The organism is Actinoplanes sp. NPDC020271, from assembly GCF_044388125.1.
Lineage (GTDB): Bacteria > Actinomycetota > Actinomycetes > Mycobacteriales > Micromonosporaceae > Actinoplanes.
Genome location: NZ_JBIRWQ010000024.1, coordinates 84,619 through 107,153, shown reverse-complemented (window position 1 = coordinate 107,153; position 22,535 = coordinate 84,619). Strand labels below are relative to the sequence as shown.

Sequence of the window (22,535 nt, the reverse complement as noted above, 5' to 3'; positions counted from 1 at the left end):
TCACCGGTGTCACTCCTGTCACTGGTGTCACTCCACGGCGGATGAGCTGGGAAAACGTGAGTGACAGGGCGGAGACGGCTCTGTCACTCACGTTTAGCCGGGGAGGGGGGACCGGTGGGGACCACTTGGGGACCACACGCTATGAGCGCTGGTGCGCCGACCTGCACACTTGACATTGGTGTGAACGCTCCGCATCGGGCTTGACGTGCGGAAACGCCTACTCCAACGGCCTGGGGGTCAAGGGGTCGCAGGTTCAAATCCTGTCAGCCCGACAGCGAAGGGGTTTCCACAGGTCAGAGACTTGCGGAAGCCCCTTTTTCGTGTCTGGCGACGTCAGCCGGGTCGAGCACGCCGCTTGTAGACCCCTTGACTCGGCAGGTGACAGACGATGCCCCTCCTCAAGCTCGACCAGCTGTGCGACGGCCTAGAGAAAGGCGACTGGGCCGGCTTCCTGCGCGATTGGGACCGCACCCTTCGCTCCGCGAATCGCCCCGAAACAACGCGCTACAACTACCTTCTGGCCGCGGCTCAGCTGGCCAAATATCTCGGGGAGCACTCCCCGGATCCGGACGCCGACGACGCTTCCCAGGACCCGACTCTGGTGACCAAGGCCCACTGCGAGTTCTTCCAGACCTGGATGATCGAAACCCGATCAGCGGCCACCGCCTTGAACAAGCACAAGGGACTCCAGCAGTTCTTCAAGTACCTCCTCGAGGAAGAGGAGATTGACAAGTCGCCGATGGCCCGGGTGAAGCAGCCGGTCGTCGAGCAGAAGCTCGTCCCCATCATGGGCGACGACGACACGAAGAAATTGATCGACTCGACCAAAGGCAAGACGTTCCTGGCGTTGCGCGACGAGGCGATCATCCGGCTGTACTACAACACCGGCGCCCGCCTGTCCGAGATCGGCAATCTGCTGCTGACCGATCTGGACATGAACACCGAGTCGGTGCTGCTGCACGGCAAAGGCGCCAAAGACCGCCGGGTGCGATTCGGTCCGAAGACGTCCCGGGCCATCGCCCGCTATCTACGGGCCCGCGCCAAGCGGAAAGACGTCGACAAGGTTCCACAGTTGTGGATGGCCGAACGCGGCGCGAAAGCACTCGCGCCGAACGGCATCAAAATCATGCTGAAGCGACGTGGGACCACGGCCGGCGTGCAGGGCACGCACGCGCACCGGTGGCGGCACAACTTCGCCCACGAGTGGCACAAGAAGGGCGGCAACACCGGCGATTTGATGCTGCTGCTCGGCTGGGCGTCGGAGGACATGCCGCGCCGGTACGGGGCGAGCGCGGCTGCGGAGCGGGCGCAGGAGCTCCAGTCTCAGATGGGCATCGGCGAGCGCGTCTGAACCAGCTCGACCGCGGTCGGCACCGTAGCGTCTTCACTCGGCAGAAGGGCGACAACCTCCGACAACCAGAGACAACTTCCGGCGTGGCGGTCAGCTGCGCGATGATGAAGTCGCGGACCGCTGACAGGCGACTACGTGCCCTTTCATGTAGTCAAGGAGTCCATGCCAAGGCTGGAGCGAGGCCGGGTCCACCCATACAGGGGCTGCCCGGCCTCGCCCGTGCGTGGTTCGGTCTTTCTGCGAGGCGGTGGCCGACGACGAAGGTGGGACTGTGGAGCGGTCACGTGCGGTAGAACTTGTCGCAGACGTGCTGCGGCGCCTGATGGAGGAGCAGGACGAGTGGCCGCTATGCCTTGTCCGTGAGGTGTACGTCTTCGGTTCGTTCGCACGTGGAGCGTTACAGCCGGGCGACGTCGACCTTGACGTGGAGATCGAACGGGACCAGCGGTGGGCGAACTGGTTCGTCAACGCGATGTCTGCCGGGCGCGATCCGTACGTTCGACTGCGGCAGCCGTTGGTGGGACGTAAACGGCTGGTGCAGCTCATGTTCGGCGGCCACGAGGATGCCGACTTCCCTATGACGCTGTTGTGGCGCCGTGGTGACGACCTTGACCTGACGATGTCGCGGCTCAACGAGATCAAGCCGGACCCGGAGGCGGGAAGGGCTGAACGGGACGCGATGCTGCCACAGTTCGAGGGGCTGGACCGTTGGCTTCCCCGCTGGCACCGTGAGCACTTCATTTCCGCGATCGACAGCGGCGCGATCACCGTAGAACGCGTGACGCTGCCAGACGCGGAGCCGCGTCACCTTTCCCACCCGGTAGTCGAAGAGCATCTCTGGGGCCGTTGGCAGCCGACCAGCCCGTTGTATCGGGCAGCTGGCGCCGTTTTTGGATACCTAATCGATCGCGGGATCGACCCCTCCCAGTTGCATCTGCATGGGAAAGACGTGCGAGCCGGGGAGACGCCGTACTACGCCGGCTTCTCGCTGCGTTATCTGCGAGCAATGCAGTGGTGTTTCACGGACTACGCGGGCCGTGAGTGGATCGAGGTAGTCCATCCGACCCGAACTGGCGCAATTTATGGTTTGCGGGTGCTGCCGACGTCGATACCCAAGCTCAAGGAGCTACACTGGTTGCGTAGCTGAGGTTGCTCGATGGCTGAAGCAGGCGGGTACCCTGAACTGCGGATACTCTTTCGAGTGACACTCGGGTGGGTACAGCTGACCCGGCAGGTTATTGGTTCGAGTCGCCGGTGCTGGCCGCGCATTCACTGCATACCTCGACCTCTTCCGTTCTCAATCTTACGGTGGATAATCCTCGAGCGTCCACTCTTTTGCGCCACAAATGACGGCACATTCGGCCTTTGTCATTCATTATCGTTCGTTGTAGTTCACCTTCATTGCTCGAAGCTCCCTAGCCCAGTCCTAATTGGCGCGGCGACAACCTGAGACAACCGGTGACAACTTCCTGCGCTATCCGTTGCTCACCGATGATCAGGTGATTAGCTGCTCATGCAGGATGCTGGGGGATGCCGGTGCTGGATATCCAAAAGGTCTGTCACGGCTTGGCGCCTACGTGGTTCGGCTATCTAAGGGACTGGGACCGTACGTTGAGGGCCGGCAATTACCCGGAGACGACCCGCTACAACTATCTGCTTGCCGCTGCGCAGTTGAACCGGTATCTGCTCGACAACGTCGATCGGCTGGAGGCGGAGGAGGCGTCGGAGGATCCGACCGAGGTTGAGCGCGGACATGTCGAGGAGTTTCAGGCGTGGATGGTGCGGACACGGTCGGCGGGGACGGCGCTCAACAAGCACAAGGGTCTACAGCAGTTCTTCAAGTGGCTTGTCGAGGAAGAGGATCTTGAGCGGTCACCGCTGGATCGGGTGAAGCAGCCGAAGACCGCGCAGACGCTGATTCCGATCCTCGGGGACGACGACACCGCGAAGATTCTGGCGACGTGCAAGGGCAAGGACTTTCTGTCGCTGCGCGATGAGGCGCTTATCCGGGTCTTCTACAACACCGGTGCCCGGCTTTCGGAAGTCGCCGGCTTGCAGCTCGATGACGTCGACCTGAATACCGACACCATGCTCTTCCATGGCAAGGGCATGAAGGACCGCCGAGTGCGGTTCGGCGGCAGGACCGGGCGCGCGCTGAGCCGCTACCTACGGATGCGGGCCCGGCGCCGTGCCGCGGACTCGTCGGCGCTGTGGCTGCCCGAGCGAGGCGCGACACCCATTGCCGCCAACGGCGTGAAGATCATGCTGCGGCGCCGCGGGGAACTCGCTGGTGTGGCGAATGTGCACGCGCATCGGTGGCGGCACAACTTCGCGCACGAGTGGAAGCTGGCCGGCGGTGACACCGGCGATCTGATGCTGGTGCTCGGCTGGTCCTCGGATGACATGCCGCGCCGCTACGGGGCGAGCGCGGCGGCCGAGCGGGCGCAGCAGATGCATGCGCGCCTGGGGATCGGCGATCGAGTCTGAGCGTGGGGAGGACGGGTATGGCGCTGACGGAACGGCAACGGGTTCGGCGGGCGCGGATCGCGGCGCACGCGTCGTGGGCGAAGACTGCGGACCGGACGCAGCGGACGGCGCTGGCGACGTCGGCGTTTCTGGCCCGGTTCGAGAGACAGGTCGATCCGCTGGGCGTGTTGGAGCCCGAGGTCCGTGCTCAGATGGCAGAGCACGCGCGGAGGGCGTACATGTTGCAGTTGGCGGAGCGTTCGGCGAAGGCGCGGGCACGCCGGGCAGGGGCCGCTGATGCGTCGTGAGCTCGTCGAGGCGACCGTTCACCCGGCCATTTACGCGGGCTGACTTCAAGCAATCTCCGCGATCACGGTGGCGAAGCGAGTTTTCGCCGAGGACCGGTACCCGGACGTGATTCGAGCTGTTCCGCGCCCAGGTCGGCGGCGGGGCGCCCGAAGGCGTAGCTCCTTCAGGTGCACGGCTGCCGGGCGACATTCGATCTGCGTAGTGTGCGATGTGCCGGTACTCACTCGTAGGTGCCGGCGTCAGGCGAGCGGGGGAGATGCGCTGGTGAGTGCGTACGCCATCGACAACGGCAATGACACCCTGATCCGGACCTGGGCAACCGGTCACGGGCACCTGGCTGCCGTCGTTGCCAGGCTGCCTCCCTCAATTCCGGCGATGCACCGACTCGACCTTGCTGCCCAGATGTCTGCACTGTCTGAGTCGTTGTGGCGCTGCTACACCCATCCGGCCAGCGCGGCAGCGAGCACGGAAAGCAACACGGAGGGTTGGCGCCGGCAGCAGACCCGTGAGGGCTTCGCCACGGTCACCGAGGCCATCCGCAGCCCGCACCTGGTCGACGAGGCCGGCTACCTCACCGTCGAGTACGACCCGGTCCAGGAGACCGCCCACCGGGTCGGCCGGGCACTGCACGCGATCGGCGACCAGGCGCTGACCGACGCGGTGGTCACCGATGTCGAGGCCGAGATCGGCGCCGTGGAGAACGCCGAGCTCGGTGATCTGACCGGCCGGGCAGCCCAAGCGGTCGTGCTCAGCCGCACCGACGCCAGCCCGTCGCAGGTCGCTGCCGCCGATGCCGTGCTCGACAAGGACCCGCTCGGCGGCAGCGAGCTGTTCCGTGAACTGGAACCGACCGCCGCGGCGATCGCGGCAGCGCACTGGCTCAAGGCCGCAGCCGACGTGACCAGTGACCTGTCGGGCATCCCCGCCGAGCAGGTCGTAGCGGCCGCCGACGACATCGAAGCGCTGCCGTACCGGACACCGACCGCAGTCCTCGGCCTGTATCCGTTCGCGGACTCACCACGCAGCATCATCGTCGAGATGATCTCCGACGCGATGCTGATTGCCGAAGGCCTGGCACCCGCCGACCTCGACCTCGCCCCCGGCGATGAGGAAGCCGACGACGAGGACGAGCCGGTACGCCTGACGTTGCTGGACCCGTCACGCCCGGCCCGCGACCTACTCGAAGATCTGCTGATCGGCATCCACGCCTGCCGCCTGCTTTACGCCGAGTACACCGACGCCGACGACCTCACCGACGAGGACGACGATATCGAGGACGATCGCCGTGACGAGATCGACGAGGCGTTCCGGGTGGCCGTACGCGCCCGCGCAGTTCAGGATCGCGGGCGACTCCTCTGACCAACGCAGGACAATTTTATCCTAGGATGCTTTAGGGGATGGGTGGTGCGGCGAAGGCGAACGATCGTGCCGATTCCCGACGCCGCGCAGAAAGCCACCAACTCGTCAAGAACGGCATGCCCGAGATACCTTCGGGCGCCCCGCACGGCATGGCCGGCCCATATCAGGAAGAATTCGACAAGGACCTGCTCGAGTTCTGGAAGAGGGGATCGAAGGTTCGGGACGGCACGACGCGCCATCCCGGCGCACGCCCATCTGCACGGCCGCCGCTGCTCGCCTGCCAGCTGTCGTTCTTCAGCGGTTTCACAGGGCGGCGATGGCAGTTTGCCGGCATGAACTATCGGCTCTTCGAACTGATCAACGGCCTGGCCGGCCGGACCGATTCGCTGGACGACGTGATGGAGTTCGCGTCGACCTGGCTGATATTCGCGGTGTTCGCGGTCGCGGCGGCTCTGGCCGCCTCCGCGTTACGGCGGCGCCGGATCCGCCCGGTGGCCGAGCTGGGCGCGGCCCTGGTGCTGGGCTTCGCCGGCGCACAGGTGTTGTCGCATCTCAGCGGGCAGCTGCGGCCGTTTCAGAGCCATCACGTTCATCAGCTGATCCCGCACGAGCCGGGGGTGTCGTTGCCGAGCGACCATGCGACGGCGGCGTTCACGATCGCGTTCGCGGTGTTCGCGTTCCTGAGCCGCGCCTGGGGTGTCGCACTGATGGTCGCGGCTATCGCTGTCGGTGTGGCCCGCGTCTGGGTGGGGGTCCACTATCCCGGTGACATCGCGGCCGGGGCGGTGATCGCTGTGCTCGCCGTGGGAGCGGTCGCGGTGTACGGCCGTATGAGGATCTCCCGGGTGGGGTCTGCAACAGTAGCGGGGTGAACCAGGCATCGATCGCGATCGGCCCGGTGCTGGCCGTCGTGCTTGTCGCGCTCGTGCTTGTTGCGGCTGTCGCGGCCGCGGCCGGTCGGCTGGGTGTGTCCCGGGCGGTGGTCACCGCTTCGATGCGTGCGGTTGCGCAGTTGGCTGGGGTGTCGTTGCTGATCGCGGCGGTGTTGCGGTCGTGGTGGTCGACGGCTGCCTTCGTTCTGATGATGGTGCTGGTCGCGGCGGCTACGTCAGCGCGGCGGATCAGCACCCTGCGGCGCGGCTGGCCCGCGGTCGTCCCGATCGTGGCTGGCGCCGGGACAGCCGACGCCGTCGTGGTCGCGTCGGGGACGGTGCCGTGGACCGAGATCGCGGTGTTGCCGATCGCCGGCATCCTGATCGGCGGGGCGATGACCGCGGCATCGCTGTCCGGCCGTCGTGCGCTGGACGAGTTGCGGGACCGGCGCGGTGAGTTCGAGGCAGCGCTGGCGCTGGGCTTTCTGCCGCGCGATGCCACTCTCGAGGTGTGCCGTCCGACGGCGGGCCAGGCCTTGGTGCCGGCGTTGGACCAGACACGGACGGTCGGGCTGGTCACGTTGCCGGGCGCGTTCGTCGGGGTCCTGCTCGGTGGCGGCTCGGCGGTCCAGGCCGGCGCCACCCAGTTGCTGGTCCTGATCGGGCTGCTCGCGGCGGAGGCGATCGCCGCGGCGGTGATGCTCGAACTGGTCGCGAACGGCGCCGTAAGTCGCTGAGACAGGTCCGTCCCCGCAAGCACGCTTGCGGGGACGGACCTTTTCCAGGGGAGAGAGAAAGGTCAGGCGGGAACGGCCCGGCGTGGTGCGGCGGGGCGCAGGAACAAGATCAAGACCACGATGGTGTACGTCGTGAAGGCCGCGATCTCCAGCACCGTCGCCGAGGGGGTGACGTTGATCGTGGCGGCCAGCAGCGTGCCGTACCAGGAGGCCGGTTCGATGGTGGCCGACCAGTCGTAGGCGATCGCGGTGGAGCCGGGCAGGTAGCCGGCGACCTGGAAACCGTGCACGGCGTACTTGGCGATGCCGGCCGCGACCAGCACGAGCAGCACACCGGTACCGGTGAACAGTCGGCCCAGGTTGATCCGGGCGACCGCGGCGTACATGAGCACGCCGAGCAGCGCCGCGGAGACCACTCCGGCGAGCATGCCGAGAAGCGGGGCGACGGTTTCGCTGGCGGCCTGGGCGGCGGAGAAGACCAGCAGCACCATCTCGACGCTCTCGCGGATGACGGCGACGAAGGCGAGCGCGGCGACGGCGAAGCGGCCCAGGCCGAGGGCTTCGGTGAGTTTGCCGGTCAGCTCGGTCTTGATGGTGCGTGCGCTGCTGCGCATCCAGAAGATCATCCAGGTGACCATGGCCACCGCGATCAGGGAGGTGATCGCCTCGAACAGCTCCAGGCGTACGCCGGACAGCACGGACGTGGCGACGTAGGTGAGGATCGCGCCGAGGCCGGCGGCGCAGACGATGGCCAGCGCGACGCCGCTCCACAGCGGGAGCAGCCCGTCACGGCGCTGGGAGCGGGCGAGCAGGGTGACGAGGATCGAGACGACGAGCGCGGCTTCCAAGCCGTCGCGCAGGCCGATGAGATAACTGGCGAAGAACGCGCCGCCCACAGCGACAACTCCTGGGTTAGTAGAGCCTTACCTGACCACGTCAAACTCCTACAGGCTGTCGGAGATTGTCAAGTCGGCGCAGGCCGTGCTCGTGCAGCGGGCCGACCGTGAACCCCCGCGCCCGGCAGTGCACCAGGATCGCGGGCAGCGCGCCCAGCGTCGATTCCCACGAACGGGCGGCGGCGCTGTGGTCGCTGTCGTGCAGCAGGATCGTGCCGCCGCCGGCCAGCCCGCGTCGTACGGCCCGGAACACCGAGTCCGAGGTGGCATTGGGCGTCCAGTCGCGGCCCCAGCAGGTCCACAGCACGGGGGTGAGGCCGAGACGGCGGGCGCCGATCAGGGCGGCGGTGCTGGCCACCCCGTACGGCGGGCGCCACCAGCGCGGCTGTTGCCCGGTGACCGCGGTGATCGCGGCGGTGGCCCGGGCCAGATCCTCCAGAGTCTCGGCGGGCCGGCGTTTGAGCAGCAGCCGGTGCTCGTAACCGTGCACGGCTATCTCGTGGCCCGCGGCGACGATCGCCCGGGCGACCTCCGGGTGCCTTTCGGTCATCGCGCCGAGCAGGAAGAACGTCGCCCGTACGCGGTTGGCGTCGAGCATGTGCAACAGCCGCGGCGTGGCCTCCGGGTGCGGACCGTCGTCAAAGGTCAGCGCCACGTGGCCGGGATCGCCGATGCCGGACAGCGCAGGCATCAGGCGGCGGCGCACCGGCCCGATCGCGGCGAGCGCGGGACCTGCGTGTGCGGCGGCGAGCGTGGTGAGGGCGGCGGCGGTGGCGGTGCCTGCGACGTTCATCGGGTGGCCTTTCGGGACGGTGCGGGGCTCATGGCGTACGGGAATCGGGGTGTGGTTTTGATGGTGATGGTTAATGGCGGGAGTGGGCTGCGGTCGTGACGGGTGAGCACGTCGGCGGCGTCCGGGTCGGTTCGCGAGGCGGCGAACACCGCCTGCTGCCGGAGGCCGGCGGGGCCGTCGAGCACGGCGCGCAGGTCGGCGGCGAGAGCGTCGAGAGTCTGCGGCCAGGGCGACAGGCCGGTCGCGGCCAGGACCGCGGCGTTGGCGTCGCCGTGCCCGGGCAGGCAGCGGTAGCTGATCACCGGGATGCCACTGGCCATCGCCTCGGTGCTGGACAGCCCGCCGGCGTTGGTGACGGCGACGTCGGCGGCGCGCAGCAGCTCGGGCATCGCGTCGACCCAGCCGAGGGCGATCGCGGTTCCGGTTTCGTGCAGGCGTCGCCGCAGCGTCTCGTTGCGACCGCAGACTACGACCGGCAGGGCCGCTCCGGCACGGACGATGTCGAGCGCGGTCTGCTCGACGTCGCCGACACCCCACGATCCGGCGATGACCACGGCCAGGCGTTCATCGAGCGGCAAGCCGAAGCGGTGGCGCAGGGTGTCGCGCTCGCACCGGTCGTGGGCCGGCCGGAAAGCCGGGTCGACCACGGGCGAGACGGCGAGGACGGGCGCGTTCAGGGCGTGGATCTGCTCGGCGGTGTGCCGGCCCGGCGCCAGGTGCAGGTCGACGCCCTCGGCGACGCAGAGCGGGTGCACGGACGGGTCGGTCATCACCGCGGCGACCGGGACGGCCAGCCGGCGGCTGCGCCGCAGCCGGCCCAGCACCTGGCTGGCCAGCGGATAGGTGGAGACGACGGTGGCCGTGTCCGGCTCTATCGCGGCGAGCATGCGGCGCGCGGCCAGGCTCGCCGACAGTGCGCCTGCCCCGGCCGACAGACGTGGCCGGGCCATCTTGTCCAGCAGCCAGCCCCATCTGTCCGGGGCGGTGCGCAGCTGCCGGGCGTACGTGTCGCGCAGGGCGGTGCCGAGCCCGGCGGGCAGCATGTCCAGGAAGTCGTACCGCACCGACGGGATGCCGCGTTCGGCGAGCCGGCGCGACAGTTCGCGGGCGGCGCCGTCGTGCCCGGCGCCGATGCCGGCCGAGAAGATCACGACCGGACCGGCCGGGTTGGCAATACTCACGATGACCGGTCCTCGGGGTCGTGCGCCGCCGTGTGGTGCGGCTGCGGGTTGCGGCGGGAGGCGGTCAGGTGCGCGATGATGGCGACGATCGCTGCCAGGAAGACCAGGCCGGGCAAGGGGGTGCCGATGCCCAGGCCACCGGCGTCGGTCGGCTGTGACAGCAGATCGCCCAGGTCGGCCGTGAGCGGGTGGGCCAGGGTGTAGGCGAGCCAGAACGCGGTGACCGTGGCTAGTCCGAGGAACCGGCGGGCGGCCTCGATCGCGGCGACGGCCAGCGCGAAGACGGTGACAGCCGCGCCGTACCCGAGGTTCAGCGCTTCGGCCGCGACATCGCCGACGGCCGCGCCGAGCACGAACGTGAACAGGATCGCCAGCCAGTAGAACGCTTCCCGGCCGGGCGTGTCGATCGCGCCGAGCGACAGTGTGCGTTCCTTGGCGTACCAGACCGCGAACGTGCCGGCGAGCAGCGCGGCGAACACGATCGTGGCCGTTCCCGGGGAGACGTCGAAGGTGTCGGTCAGATTGGCGCCGATCAGCGTGCCGACGATGCTGATCAGCGTGACGACCAGCCAGTACAAGGCGGGGACGTGGCGTTCGGCCCGTAGCTGGACGACCATCACGCCGCCCAGGACGGTGGTCATCACCATCGTGGTGCGAGTCAATCCGAGCCCGACGGTGTTCACCAGCAGGCCGGTGAACGACTGCCCGGCCGCAGTAGCGAGGATTGTGACGATCCAGAAGGAGATCGTCACCTCCGGGGCCTTGTTCAGATGCCGCCGAGGCGTCGGGTGCTCGCCGTAGCTGGTCATGACGCAGACAATGGCGATCGGAGGCTAAGAGTTCGCTGAATGCCGTCTCGTTCAGCGCATTTTTCGTGGGCGCCGGGCTCAGCCCTCGTCGGCCAGCCGGTAGCCGGCGCCGCGGACCGTCTCGATCGCGGTGCGGCCGAACGGGTGGTCGATCTTCTTGCGCAGGTAGCCGATGTAGACCTCGACGATGTTCGGGTCGCCGTCGAAATGTGCGTCCCAGACGTTCTCGATGATGGCGGTCTTGGTCATCGCCTGCCCGCGGTGGCGCATCAGGAATTCCAGCAGCGCGAACTCGCGCGGCGTGACCGGGATCGGCGTGCCGCCGCGCAGCACGCGCCGTTCGGCCGGATCCAGCGTGAGGTCACCGGCGCGCAGCACGGCCGGGCGTTCCGGGGCGCCGCGGCGGATCAGCGCCCGCAGCCGGGCGATGAGCACCACGAACGAGAACGGCTTGGTCAGGTAGTCGTCGGCGCCCAGATCGAGGGCGTCGGCCTGGTCGTACTCGCCGTCCTTGGCCGTCAGCATCAGGATCGGCGTCCACACCTCCCGCGTGCGCAACTGCCGGCAGATCTCGTAGCCGGACAGGCCGGGCAGCATGATGTCCAGCATGATCACGTCGTAGGCGCCGTGCGGTTTCTCGGTCGCGGTCCACAGCCCCTCGGTGCCGTCGTGCACCAGGTCGACGGTGAACCCCTCCTGCGTGAGGCCGTCGCGGATGGTCTCCGCCATCGCCACTTCGTCCTCGACCACGAGTACTCGCATCCGGCCCACTTTTCCCGATGCGGGCTTAAAGATCGCTGAGACCCGCTTTCAGTACGCCTTCAGCATGCCCCGGTTAGCGTGACCGACATGCTCCAATTGTTACGACGGCGCCTCGGCGTGCGGATGCGCTCGGCGCTCGCCGCCGGGATCGTGGTCGTGCTCGCCTCGGTCTTCGCCGGCGCGATCCTGCTGTTCGTCGCCCGCGGCATCCTGCTCGACAACGTCACCTCGGCCGCCAACGACCGGACCGCCCAGGTGACCGCGGCCCTCACCTCGCAGAACACGGCGGCGCTGGAGGTCGCGCTGCGCTCGTCCGGCGCCGGGCGCAGCCTGGCCCAGGTGGTCACCACCGGTGGCCGGGTTGTCGGCGCTTCGACCATCATCGCCGGTGCGCCGGCGCTGTCGGCGCTGCAACCGACGGTCGGACGCCGGCTTCAGGAGACGAAGAACTTGCCGCTCGGTGAGGGTGAACCCTGGCGCATCCTGGCCACCGGCGTCGACACCCCGGACGGCAAGCGGATCGTGCTGGTCGCCGAGTCGATGGACGCCGTCGCCGACAGCACCGAGGCGATCCTGACCGCTCTGCTGCTCGGCCTGCCGGTGCTCGCCGTGGTGGTCGGGGTCGCCACGTTCTTCTTCGTCGGGCGCACGCTGCAACCGGTCGAGGCGATGCGCCGGCAGGCCGCGACGATCACCGCGACGAACCTGCACGCCCGGCTGCCGCTGCCGGCCGCCGACGACGAGATCGCCGCCCTGGCCACCACGATGAACACCATGCTGGACCGGATCGAGGCGTCCGCCGCCGTTCAGCGCAGGTTCGTCGCCGACGCCAGTCACGAGCTGCGCAGTCCGCTGACCACCATTCGGGCGAACGCGGATCTGCTGACCGGCGTGCACCTGGACGAGAAACCGGCCCGCTGCGTCGACCGGATCCGCACCGAGAGCGCCCGGATGGCGCGCCTGGTGGAGGATCTACTGCTGCTGGCCCGCGTCGACGACCGGCAGGCGCCGATACGGCGTGCGGACGTCGACCTCGACGACCTGGTGTTCGCCGAGCGGGAGCGGGTGGCGGCCGAGCATCCGCATCTGCGGGTGGAGGGCGGCGTGTCGCCGGTGCGAGTGACCGGTGACCGCGATCAGCTCACCCGGGTGTTGCGCAACCTGGTCGACAACACGGTCCGGCACGCTCGTGCCACGGTCACCATCAGCCTCGCCGCGGGCGACGGGCAGGGCGAGATCGTTGTCGGTAACGATGGCCCGCCGATCCCGGCCGCCGACCGGGAACGGATCTTCGACCGGTTCGTGCGCCTCGACGACAGTCGCTCGCGCGGCGGCGGCGGCTCAGGGCTGGGCCTGGCGATCGCCCGCGACATTCTCACCGCGCACCACGGCACGCTCACCGTCGACGACCTGGCCGCCGGCGCCGCCATGCGAGTTCGTCTGCCGGCAGCGCCGCAGTGACACCGCCCGCGGTGGGCTCAGAGCCAGGCGCGGGCCAGCTCCACGAACGCCTCGGTGGCTATCCCGGCAATCACGACGAATGCCGCCCCGAGCAGGACCGGAACCACCAGGCGGCGCAGGAGCAGGGCAGGTGTGGCCTGACCCAGGGCACGCACCCGGCGCACCAGGGTGCCGCCGTCGATGCCCAGCGCGCCGGCCGAGTCCGTGCCGGAGGCGGCCAGTGCGGCCCGGGCGACCGCCTTGGCGGCCAGCCGGCGGTCGCCGACCTGGGCGGCGGCCTCCTCGTCGGCCCAGCGTTCGACCAGGTAGGCGACCGCGTCACGGACCGGGACGAGCAACGGGTTGACCGCTGCCGCAGCCGCCGCCGCGGCGACCAGCAGGTGATGCCGGTGCTCGAGATGGGCCCGCTCGTGAGCGAACAGCACGCGCCGCTCGTCAGGGTCGAGTAGCCGAAGAATTCCCGTGGTGACCAGCAGGTGCCCAGGCCGGCGGGCGGTGCCCGGGACGGCCACGGCCATCGGCCTGGCCCAGTCCGCGACGACCATGCCGTCGTGGACCTCGCCGACAGCCCGCAACCCGCGGTTGGTGCTCACCCGGCGGCGCACGTCCGTCAACAGCCGGAACCCGCCACCGAGCAGGAGAATCCCCGCGACCAGCGCGACCGGGCCCGGCACCGGCTCGGGAAGCTCCAGCGTGGGGGATTCGTCCAGCGCCGACAACGGCGGCACGTCGTCGAGCATGGTCAGCGCCAGCATGGTCAGCGACCACGTGGACGAGACGGCCGCGATCATCGCGGTCACCGCCAGCGTCAGTGCCGCCGGGCCCGGGGCACCCCGGCCGGTGACGCGGCAAGAGATCAGCGCCAGCGGCAGGGCCAGCAGCAGCGGCAGGTACACGGCGAGGGTCATGCCGGGCGATCGTCGTCGAGCATTGCCCGCAGCAGCGCCGCATCGGAGGCGTCGAGCGAGGCGGCGAACTGCTGGAGCACGGCGTGCCGGTCGATGCCGTCCGGCAACGCGGCGCGCATCTGCACCACCGCTGCGGTCGCCGCGTCCTGCACCGGCCAGTACTGGTGTCCGCGTCCGGCCCGGCGCCGCTGGACCTGGCCTTTCTCGTGCAACCGGATCAAGATCGTCTGCACGGTGTTGTAGGCGAGGTCACCGCCCACCTGCTGATGCACCTGCGCGGCGGTCATCGGCGCCCCGGCCCCCCACAGCGCGGTCATCACCGCGGACTCCAGGGCACCTGGCCGTCGCCTGTCCTTCGTCACACCTGGAGACTATCGGCAACCTGATACCTACAAAATGTAGGAGATAGCCTGGATGGCGTGATCGACGACGTGCTCCGCAGCCGCCCGAACCTCATCGCGTTCTCGATCGGGTGTCCCGCCGCAGCCTTCGTGCTGCTGGCCGTCGCCGTGGCAGCAAAAGCCACCCCGCTGCTCTCGTTCGATGCCCGCATCAGCGACGCGGCTCACGCGCTGGCACTGGCCCACCCGCTCTGGCGCTCCATCATGGCAGCGGTGACCGTCACCGGCAGCTTCACGGTGATCGGCCCCCTCGCGGTGGCCGGCTGCGCGATCCTGCTGGCCACCGGCCGCTGGCGGCAGGCGGCGTTCGGCGCGCTGGCCCTGACCGTGACACCGCTGCTCCGCCTGGTCGTGCTGACGCTGATCGCCCGACCTCGCCCGGCCGACCAGCTGGCCGCGGCCGCGAGCTACTCCTTCCCGTCCGGGCACACCACGGCGTCCGCCACCGCGGCGCTGGTCCTGATGATGATCGGCCGGCCGATGCTGCGGACCCGCCGCGGCCGAGTCCTGCTGACGGTCGCCACTACCGCATGGGCGGTGCTCGTCGGGGTCAGCCGGGTCGCGCTGGTCGTGCACTGGCCCAGCGACGTGGTCGGGGCCTGGCTCTTCTCGGTCACCATCGTGTTGGCGATCGCGATGCTCACCCGCCGGCTGTTCGGCCCCGCGCGGTCGGCCGAAGAGCCCGACCCGCCAGTGGATTGCTAGTAGCCTCCGGGAACCGCTGCTCGGAGGCGGCAGTCGCGGCCACTACGGTGCAGGCCGCAGCCTCAACCATGGCGGCGGGCGGGCGCGGCGCCCCGAGGCGCCGCACCGATCGATGGTGGGGGTTAGGTTCCGTGTCACTGCCAGGTGCGCGAGGACCAGTAGCTTCCGCTCCAGCTGCGTGCCGACCAGGAGCGTGCCGTCCAGGCGCCGGCTGACCAGCTGTTGCCGGTCCAGACGGCGGAGCTCCAGGAACGGGCGGCCCAGTTGCTGCCGGACCAGCTGCGTGCTGTCCAGGCGGTGCCGTTCCAGGTCTGCGTCGTCCAGGAGGCGCCGTTCCAGCCGGTTCCGGCCCAGACGTTGCCGTTCCAGGTGCCGCCGGTCCAGGCGCGGCCGGCGGCCGCCGCTGCCGTCCAGGTCGCCGGGTTCCACGGCTGGTTCATGATGTCTCGCTCGCCGGTGAGATCGACGCCCGATTCGGAGTCGGAGACGTGTGCGGTGCCGCGTGCGCCCTCGAGGGTGCCGGTGCCCAGGGCCCGGGGGAACGACTGTGTGGCGGTGGTCGGGGTGGCTGCGGCGGACGCCGCCTGGATGTTGAGTTCGCCGGCGCCCTGGGCGATGGCGTCGACGCCCTTCATCGGAACGGCCGTACTGGTCAGCAGCTTTTTGACCTGGTCGGGAGTGAGGCTCGGGCGTTGCTGCAGCAGCAGGGCGGCTGCTCCGGACACGACGGCGGTCGCCTGGGAAGTACCGCTGCCCTTGAAGAAGCGGCCGGTGGTATCGGCGACCAGGCCCTCGGGATAGTTCGTGTCGATGAAGGAGCCCGGGTCGCGCAGGGAGGCGATCGACCGGCCCGGAGCGACCAGGTCGGCGTGGCGGATGCTGTCGCCCTTGGTGCTGAACGCGCCGATGGTGTCGTCGTCGCGGGTCAGCGTTCCGGCCGTGTCCGAGCCGCCGACCGCGATGACATACGGGTTGAGCGCGGGATTGCCGACCCGGGTCGCGGTCGCCCCGTCGTTGCCGACCGAGACGACGACCACGATGCCGGCGCGCCAGGCGGCCTCCACCGCGTACGACAGGGGGTCGAACTTGGGGTCCTGCATCGAGTCGGTGCCGAAGGACAGGTTGATCACGCGGATGTTGAGGCCGGTGTCGTTACGGTGGGCGACCGCCCAGTCGACAGCGGCGATGATCTGTGACACGTCCACGGCGCCGTCGGTGGCACCGACGCGGAGGTTGACCAGATGGGCGTCGGGCGCGACCCCGGCGAAGTACTTGGGGTCGTCCTCCTTACCGGCGGGGGCGTCCGGGTCCCGCCCGGCGATGATGCCGGCCATGTGGGTGCCGTGCCCGAAGGTGTCCAGGTTACGCAGGTTGGTGGCCTGCGACTCGAAGGAGAGGTCGGGACCGTTGATCACCTTGCCGGCTTGCGCCAGGCCCTTGACCGGGGCGATGCCGGAGTCGATCAGCGCCACTCCGACGCCTTGACCGGTCACCTTGCGGCCGGTGGCGTCCTTCTTCGACCACACGGCCGGTGCCCCGATCACGCTGTTGACCACTTGCAGGGGCGTCAGCGCCAGGTCGACCAGCCAGTCCTTCTTCACCTTGGTCGTTTTCGTGGTAGCGGCTTGCGCTGGAGTCGGACCGGCGACCGCACCGCCGGAAGCGGCCAGCGCCGCGGTCAACACGGCCGCCGGCCACCTGCTGCCGAGGACCGGGCGTCGTGTGGGTTTGGTGCTCATCCACTGCTCCTTCAATTGCCATCACGGGGGAGGTGGTGGCATGAGGCCGGAGTTCGCCGGCCCGTTGCGTATAGCGATTTCCTTCGACCGGGGTGCGCGCGACCTGAGCATTTGCGCGACCGTTTCGGTTCCGGCGCACCCCCAGGAGCGGATGCGGGGCTCTGGTCCTCAACTGGCGCTGGCGCTGACCGATGAGGCTGGCGCTGGACTGCACAGAACTCGAGGAGACAATGAGCGGTCGATGGACTCGCCCGGACAAACAGGTCGCCGCGCTCACCGTTGTGCTGGGCATCGCGGCGCTGGCCTCCGACGGTGTGCTCCTGCTCTTCGGCGCGAGACCGTTGCTGGACGGGCCGGGGTCGCTGGTGTGGTTCCTGGTCCTGGCGGTGATGTTCTCTCTCACCGAGGGCTTCGCGATCCATGTCCGGGTGCGGCGTGGCGGCCACGCCATGAGCATCACCGAGATCCCCATGATCATTGCGCTGGCGGTGCTGAACCCGTTGCTCGTGGTGTTGGCCCGCACCGCCGGCGCCACCGCCGGCCTGGCGGTCCTGCGTCATCAGCGTGGCCGCAAACTGGCCTTCAACATCGCGCAGATCAGCCTGCAGACCACGGTCGGCGTCGTCGTGTACGGCGCCCTGGCAGGCTCGGCGGACGGGATCGCCGGCCCCCGCCAGTGGCTGGCCGCCTACGCCGCCATGCTCGCCGCCGACCTGCTCGCCATCATCCTGATCACCACGGTGATCAGCCTGCACGACGATCCGTCGGAGTGGCGTCGCCTGCCGTCGGCCCTGCGCGGCCTCGGCCTGGTCATGGTGGCCACCAGCATCGCGCTGATCAGTGCGATCGTCATCCAGAGCAATCCGTTCGCCGTCGCGCTCCTCGCCGTGCTGTTCGCGGTCGTCCACGTCGGCTACCGCGGCTATGTACGGCAGAGCCAGGGCAACGAGCAGGTCGAGAACCTGTACGCCTTCACCAGTGCCCTGGACAGCTCGCTGGACACCGGCCAGCTGATGCGCGTGATCCTCGAGCAGGTGCGCGACGAGTTGCGCTCGAACGACGTCGAGCTGATCCTGCCGCCCACCGCAACGGCGCCAGGCCTGCGAGTGCGGCTGTCCGGTCAAGGACAGATCGACGAGACCCTGATCAGCGACCACGCACCAGAAACGTGGTGGACGCCGGCCACCACCGGGGAACTGGTTCTTCTGCCCGCCGATCCGGCGCGTGCCGATGGTCCGGCGGACGCCATGGCGGTTCCCGTCCCGGTCGGCAACGGCGTGACCGGCGTGCTGCTGGTCACCGAGAGTCTGCCCGACATTCCCACGTTCACCGCCGAGCACCTGCGCCTGCTGCAGGCGATGGCCAACCACGCCAGCGTCGCTATGGCCAACGCCCGGCTGGTGGACCAGCTCCGCGAGGAGGCCCTCGAGAAGGAACACCTCGCCTTGCACGATCCGCTCACCGATCTGCCGAATCGGCGGCAGCTGTACCGCCTGCTCGACGCCGCGCTCGCGCACGAGCCGGACGCCGCCTGCACCGCCGTCCTGATGATGGACCTCGACCGCTTCAAGGAGATCAACGACGGGTTGGGTCACGATGTCGGCGATGCTCTGCTGCGCACCGTGGGGGAGCGGCTGCGGCGCCGGCTGGAGGGCCGCGGCACCGTCGCGCGACTGGGCGGCGACGAATTCGCCGTAGTCGTCCAGGTCGCCTCACCGCAGGAAGCCACCGTCCTCGCCGAGGATCTCGCCCGCGATCTGGAACGCCCCCTGCACATCGACCATCTCACCCTGTACCCACGCGCCAGCATCGGCATCGCCCTGGCGCCGGAGCACGGCCGGGACAGCGGAACGCTGCTACGCCGGGCCGACGTTGCGATGTACGCGGCCAAACAGGCCCGGGCCGGGGTGCGCGTCTATCGAGCGGCCGACGACCAGAACACCCCCCAACGGCTCGCGCTCATCGGCGAGCTTCGTGAGGCTGTGGAGCGCAACGGCACTCTCGTGGTGTTCCAGCCGAAGCTCGACCCGGCGACGGGTACGGTCGTCGGAGCCGAGGCCCTGTCCCGCTGGCACCATCCGGAGCACGGGTTCATCTCACCGGACCTGTTCGTCCCCCTCGCCGAACATTCCGGTCTCATCCGCCCACTGACCCTGCGGGTCCTCGACGTTTCCCTGCGCAACTGCGCGGCCTGGCGCCGAGCCGGTCACGACATGCACGTCGCCGTCAACCTGTCCCCGAACACGCTGCTGGATGAGGCCCTGCCCGAGGTGGTCAGACGGCTGTTGACCGAGCACGACGTCCCGGCCACGGCACTCACCCTGGAGATCACCGAAGGCACCGTGATGACCGACACCGCCGACAGCCTCGTGGTCCTGCAGAGTCTGCGCCGCCTCGGCGTCAAGATCTCCATCGACGACTTCGGGACCGGCTACTCCTCCCTCGCCCGGCTACGCGAGCTGCCCATCGACGAAGTCAAGATTGATAAGTCGTTCGTGCAGAATGCGGCACACGATTACCGCGACCGGGCCCTCATCCGTTCCATCGTGCAGCTCGGCCACGCCCTCGGTCTGCACGTCGTCGCGGAAGGGGTGGAGGACGAGAACACCTACCGCTACCTCGCCGAGACCGGCTGCAACGTGGTGCAGGGCTACCACGTCTCCCGGCCGCTGCCGGAGGACAAGTTCACCGCCTGGTTACGGGAGACCCCTGCGCACGGCAACGCCTGCGCCGCCGGCCATCTGATGACCAGCCGATGAAGCCGGCTGCTACGCCGGGGCCACTCCGCCACGGGCGGGATCGGTCGCCATCCCGAGACCAGCCACCGCAGGTCGTGGGCGGGGCTGGTCCCGACACGGCGATCGGCCGGAACCGGCCTCAATCGGACCGAGCCGCGGCGGGTCCGGTCATCCGGCTCAGCATCGGCATCGTCGACATGATCATCGCGATCGAGGCGAGCAGGCCCGCGATCACGATGAGGTAGTACTCCGCGCCCGGTGCGTGCAGGTCGTATTGCATCTGGGAGCGCAGGAACAGGTGGGCGGTGAGGAAGCCGGCGCCGACCGCCACCACGGCGACGGCCAGCAGCGGCACGGCTGTTTCCAGGGCCACGACCCGGCGCAGCTCGGCCAGGCGTACGCCGGTCAGGCGCAGCATCGCGAACGGGCGCTGCCGGTCGGTGAGCCCGCCGGTGACGCTGACCGCGAGGCTGCACCCGGCGATCACCAGGCTGGAGATGATCGCGACGTCGGCGAGTCGCTGGAACTGCGACAACTGCCGGGTGAAGTCGCCGGCGTAATCGGCCTCGGTGGCGGCCAGACGCCCGTACGGGAATGCCTGGTTCAGCTTTGTTCTTGCCCGCTCGATCGCGGGAGGTGTGCCGTCGGTCGGCACGACGACGTCCAGCACGTTGAGTCCGGCCAGTTGTGCCGCGGACTGGCCGGCGGCCGGCCACAATGGGCCGGTGGCTGTGCTCGCGATGCTCTTCGGGCCGGTCAGGTCCGGGAAGACCTCGGCGACCTCGGCCCCCGGCGGGCAGGTGCCGGCGCCGCGGATGGTGGCCAGCTCGGCGCAGGTGATCAAGCCGGGCAGGCGCTCGTTGTCCGGGCGCTCATCCGGGTTGACGTGGATGAGATGCGCGTTCAGGTCCGCTGGCAGGCGCAGGGTGCTCGCCGGGACGCCGCCGCCGTGGTCGTCCTTGAGCGTGGCGACCGAGACGAAGTCGTGGGAGGCGACGCCGGCCGTTCCGCCGCCGCGCTCCGCGACGATGGTGGTGATGACGCCGGTCGCGGTGCTGGTCACGAACAGGGCGAGCATCAGGCCGCTGACCGCGCGGAACCCGGCGCGCGGGTCGTCGGCGAGCCGGCGCCCGGCGATCAGCGTGGCGGGGTGTTGGGCCTGGCGGGCCAGCAGCCGGGACCCCGTCATGGTCAGCCACGGCCCGGCGAGCATCAGCCCGATCATCACGCCGAAGATGCCGGAGAGGTATCCGATCGTCTGCCCGTCTCTGGTCGGCGGCCGATTGCCGACCATGGAGGTGAGCTCGGCGAGGGCGAGCAGCAGAGGGATCAGTCGCCAGGCGCGCGGCGGCTCTGGTGTGACCCGGCGTGTGACGCCGAGCGGGGAGATCCGCACCCGCCGCAACGCGATCCGGGCGGCGACCGCGGCGGCGAGCGGGACTCCCGCGGCGACCAGAAGCCAGTCGGCCGCCGACAGGGACAGATCGTCGGCGAAGAACGGCTCGCCGGTGAACGGGATCTGCGCGAGCCCGGCGCGGATCGCGAAGAACACCCCGAACCCGGCGAGCGTGCCGGCCACCGCGGCCAACATTGATTCGACGGTGGCGATCTGGGTGATCTGCCGTGGGGTGGCTCCGACCAGTCGCATCGCGGCGAACCGTTGCTCGCGTCGTGCGGCGGAGAGTCGGGTCGCCGTGCCGATGAAGATGAGCAGCGGGAACAGCAGCGCGGCGGCGACGACCGACAGGGTCAGCACGATCCCGTTGGCGCCGATCCCGATGATGCATCCGCGGCACTTGTCCGGCGAGATGGTGACCAGGCGGGTGATCTCGGTGATGTCCGCGATCCGGCCGACCTCCTCCCGGGTGCCGCCGATGACCGCGATCAGCGACTGCGGCGAGGGCAGGGCGTCCCGGCCGAGGATCGCGGTCTGCCGGCCGGGAAAGCGATCGCGCAGCTGGTCGGCCGGGTAGTCGCGCAGTAGCCGGTCGAGAGCGGGGGAGACGTAGTACTCACCGGGGCCGGGCAGGGCGGTCATGCCGGGTGGAACCGGTCCGTCCGGTCCGGAGACCGCGACGTCGACGCGCGCGAGTGGATGGCCGTGGAAGTAGTCCTCGCGCACGATCCAGAGTGCGGGATCGCGCGCCTCGGGGCCGGTGGCGGCGCTGGTGACGGCGCTGTTCAGCCACGGGTATCGCATGTTCTGCGCGTGGACCGCGTTGATCCCGGCGACGGTGGCGAGCAGCATGCCGACGCCGACCGCGACGGCGGCGGCCAGCACGGCCAGGCGCGCGATGGCCTCACGGCCGCCGGCAATGGCAAGGCGAAGACCGAGATTGATCACGGTACGGCCGTCTCGGCGGGCGTGGTGACGCGACCGTCGCGGACCATCACCTCGCGGTCGGCGTAGGCGGCGACGCGAGCCTCGTGGGTCACCAGAATCACCGTCGTCCCCTGTTCGCGGGCGGTCGCGACGAGCAGGTCCATGACCTGTTCACCGGTGAGCGAGTCCAGCGCCCCGGTCGGCTCGTCGGCGAAGAGCACCTTCGGCCGGGCGACCAGTCCGCGGGCCAGGGCGACCCGTTGCGCCTGGCCACCGGAAAGTTCGCCGGAGCGGCGGTCGTCCAGACCGTCGAGGCCGAGCCGGGCGAACCACTCGCGTGCTTGTCCGATGGCCGGGCCCCGGCGCACCCCGGCCAGTAGCAGGGGCAGCGCGACGTTCTCCACCGCGGACAGTTCCGGCACCAGCTGACCGAACTGGAACACGAATCCGAACCGGTCCCGGCGCAGCTCACTGCGGGCGGCCTCGCTGAGATCGTTGAGCTTGGTGCCCTCGAAGACGATCTCGCCCGCGTCCGGCACCAGGATGCCGGCCAGGCAGTGCAGCAGCGTCGACTTGCCGGAGCCGCTCGGCCCCATCACCGCGACGATCTCACTCGCGGCCACGGCGAGTTCGGCGCCGCGCAACGCGGGCGTCGCGCCGAAGGACAGGTGCACCCCGCGAGCGATCAGGGCGGCGGTCACCGTTTCACCAGCCTGATCTCGGCA

At 69.4% G+C, this 22,535-nt stretch carries 20 protein-coding genes and 1 tRNA gene; 11 read left to right on the top strand and 10 right to left on the bottom strand.

Annotated elements, in window-relative coordinates; genetic code table 11:
- Positions 1-195 precede the first annotated feature (195 nt).
- From ACH442_RS37135 to ACH442_RS37100, 8 genes are all read left to right on the top strand, one after another.
- Positions 196-272, top strand: a tRNA-OTHER gene (locus ACH442_RS37135).
- A gap of 116 nt (positions 273-388) precedes the next feature.
- Positions 389-1,351, top strand: coding sequence for a tyrosine-type recombinase/integrase (locus ACH442_RS37130; RefSeq protein WP_396342781.1), 963 nt, complete (start codon positions 389-391; stop codon positions 1,349-1,351).
- A 247-nt stretch (positions 1,352-1,598) separates the two neighbouring features.
- Positions 1,599-2,498: a nucleotidyltransferase domain-containing protein gene (locus ACH442_RS37125; RefSeq protein ID WP_396342780.1), complete on the top strand. Its 900-nt coding sequence runs from the start codon at positions 1,599-1,601 to the stop codon at positions 2,496-2,498.
- Between the two features lie 383 nt (positions 2,499-2,881).
- Positions 2,882-3,838 carry a tyrosine-type recombinase/integrase gene (locus ACH442_RS37120; protein WP_396342779.1) on the top strand — a complete coding sequence of 319 codons (957 nt, stop codon included), beginning with the start codon at positions 2,882-2,884 and terminating at the stop codon, positions 3,836-3,838.
- Positions 3,839-3,855: 17 nt separating this feature from the next.
- Entirely contained in the window at positions 3,856-4,125 is a 270-nt protein-coding gene (locus ACH442_RS37115; RefSeq protein ID WP_396342778.1) for a hypothetical protein, read from the top strand.
- A 403-nt stretch (positions 4,126-4,528) separates the two neighbouring features.
- Complete coding sequence (locus tag ACH442_RS37110; RefSeq protein ID WP_396342777.1) at positions 4,529-5,485, top strand: hypothetical protein; 957 nt, start codon at positions 4,529-4,531, stop codon at positions 5,483-5,485.
- Positions 5,486-5,523: 38 nt separating this feature from the next.
- Entirely contained in the window at positions 5,524-6,357 is an 834-nt protein-coding gene (locus tag ACH442_RS37105; RefSeq protein ID WP_396342776.1) for a phosphatase PAP2 family protein, read from the top strand.
- Positions 6,354-7,094 carry an ABC transporter permease gene (locus tag ACH442_RS37100; RefSeq protein WP_396342775.1) on the top strand — a complete coding sequence of 247 codons (741 nt, stop codon included), beginning with the start codon at positions 6,354-6,356 and terminating at the stop codon, positions 7,092-7,094. The genes ACH442_RS37105 and ACH442_RS37100 overlap by 4 nt, the downstream gene beginning before the upstream one ends.
- Before the next feature lie 62 nt (positions 7,095-7,156).
- On the opposite strand, the gene efeU is transcribed toward ACH442_RS37100, so the two are convergent.
- The 5 genes from efeU to ACH442_RS37075 all read right to left on the bottom strand — a co-directional run bounded on the left by efeU (position 7,157) and on the right by ACH442_RS37075 (position 11,535).
- A complete protein-coding gene (efeU, locus tag ACH442_RS37095; protein ID WP_396342774.1) occupies positions 7,157-7,990 on the bottom strand; it encodes an iron uptake transporter permease EfeU in 834 nt (277 codons plus the stop codon).
- A gap of 40 nt (positions 7,991-8,030) precedes the next feature.
- Complete coding sequence (locus ACH442_RS37090) at positions 8,031-8,783, bottom strand: polysaccharide deacetylase family protein (RefSeq protein ID WP_396342773.1); 753 nt, start codon at positions 8,781-8,783, stop codon at positions 8,031-8,033.
- The gene (locus ACH442_RS37085; protein ID WP_396342772.1) at positions 8,780-9,964 is read right to left on the bottom strand and encodes a glycosyltransferase; all 1,185 of its coding nucleotides are present in this window, start codon (positions 9,962-9,964) and stop codon (positions 8,780-8,782) included. The genes ACH442_RS37090 and ACH442_RS37085 overlap by 4 nt, the downstream gene beginning before the upstream one ends.
- The gene (locus ACH442_RS37080; protein WP_396342771.1) at positions 9,961-10,773 is read right to left on the bottom strand and encodes a hypothetical protein; all 813 of its coding nucleotides are present in this window, start codon (positions 10,771-10,773) and stop codon (positions 9,961-9,963) included. The genes ACH442_RS37085 and ACH442_RS37080 overlap by 4 nt, the downstream gene beginning before the upstream one ends.
- Positions 10,774-10,851: 78 nt before the next feature.
- On the bottom strand, positions 10,852-11,535 hold the full coding sequence (locus ACH442_RS37075; protein ID WP_396342770.1) for a response regulator transcription factor: 684 nt from the start codon (positions 11,533-11,535) through the stop codon (positions 10,852-10,854).
- Between the two features lie 87 nt (positions 11,536-11,622).
- Here ACH442_RS37075 and ACH442_RS37070 point away from each other — a divergent pair, with 87 nt between their 5' ends.
- Entirely contained in the window at positions 11,623-12,996 is a 1,374-nt protein-coding gene (locus ACH442_RS37070) for a sensor histidine kinase (RefSeq protein ID WP_396342768.1), read from the top strand.
- A 17-nt stretch (positions 12,997-13,013) separates the two neighbouring features.
- On the opposite strand, the gene ACH442_RS37065 is transcribed toward ACH442_RS37070, so the two are convergent.
- Positions 13,014-13,904, bottom strand: a complete 891-nt coding sequence (locus ACH442_RS37065; RefSeq protein WP_396342767.1) for a M56 family metallopeptidase — start codon at positions 13,902-13,904, stop codon at positions 13,014-13,016.
- A complete protein-coding gene (locus tag ACH442_RS37060; protein WP_396342766.1) occupies positions 13,901-14,266 on the bottom strand; it encodes a BlaI/MecI/CopY family transcriptional regulator in 366 nt (121 codons plus the stop codon). The genes ACH442_RS37065 and ACH442_RS37060 overlap by 4 nt, the downstream gene beginning before the upstream one ends.
- Positions 14,267-14,323: 57 nt before the next feature.
- On the opposite strand from ACH442_RS37060, the gene ACH442_RS37055 reads away from it, so the two are divergent.
- Entirely contained in the window at positions 14,324-15,010 is a 687-nt protein-coding gene (locus ACH442_RS37055) for a phosphatase PAP2 family protein (RefSeq protein ID WP_396342765.1), read from the top strand.
- A gap of 134 nt (positions 15,011-15,144) precedes the next feature.
- Here the strand turns inward: ACH442_RS37055 and ACH442_RS37050 are convergent, their stop codons facing one another.
- Positions 15,145-16,749, bottom strand: coding sequence for a S8 family serine peptidase (locus tag ACH442_RS37050; RefSeq protein WP_396342764.1), 1,605 nt, complete (start codon positions 16,747-16,749; stop codon positions 15,145-15,147).
- 230 nt (positions 16,750-16,979) lie between these two features.
- On the opposite strand from ACH442_RS37050, the gene ACH442_RS37045 reads away from it, so the two are divergent.
- On the top strand, positions 16,980-19,508 hold the full coding sequence (locus ACH442_RS37045; protein ID WP_396342763.1) for a putative bifunctional diguanylate cyclase/phosphodiesterase: 2,529 nt from the start codon (positions 16,980-16,982) through the stop codon (positions 19,506-19,508).
- 118 nt (positions 19,509-19,626) lie between these two features.
- Here ACH442_RS37045 and ACH442_RS37040 read toward each other — a convergent pair whose 3' ends face one another.
- Together ACH442_RS37040 and ACH442_RS37035 are read right to left on the bottom strand one after the other, a co-directional pair.
- Positions 19,627-21,831, bottom strand: coding sequence for an FtsX-like permease family protein (locus tag ACH442_RS37040; protein ID WP_396342762.1), 2,205 nt, complete (start codon positions 21,829-21,831; stop codon positions 19,627-19,629).
- Positions 21,828-22,511 (bottom strand): ABC transporter ATP-binding protein, encoded by a 684-nt coding sequence (locus tag ACH442_RS37035; protein ID WP_396342761.1) that lies wholly within the window; start codon positions 22,509-22,511, stop codon positions 21,828-21,830. Before ACH442_RS37035 ends, ACH442_RS37040 begins: the two co-directional genes overlap by 4 nt.
- Positions 22,512-22,535 lie beyond the last annotated feature (24 nt).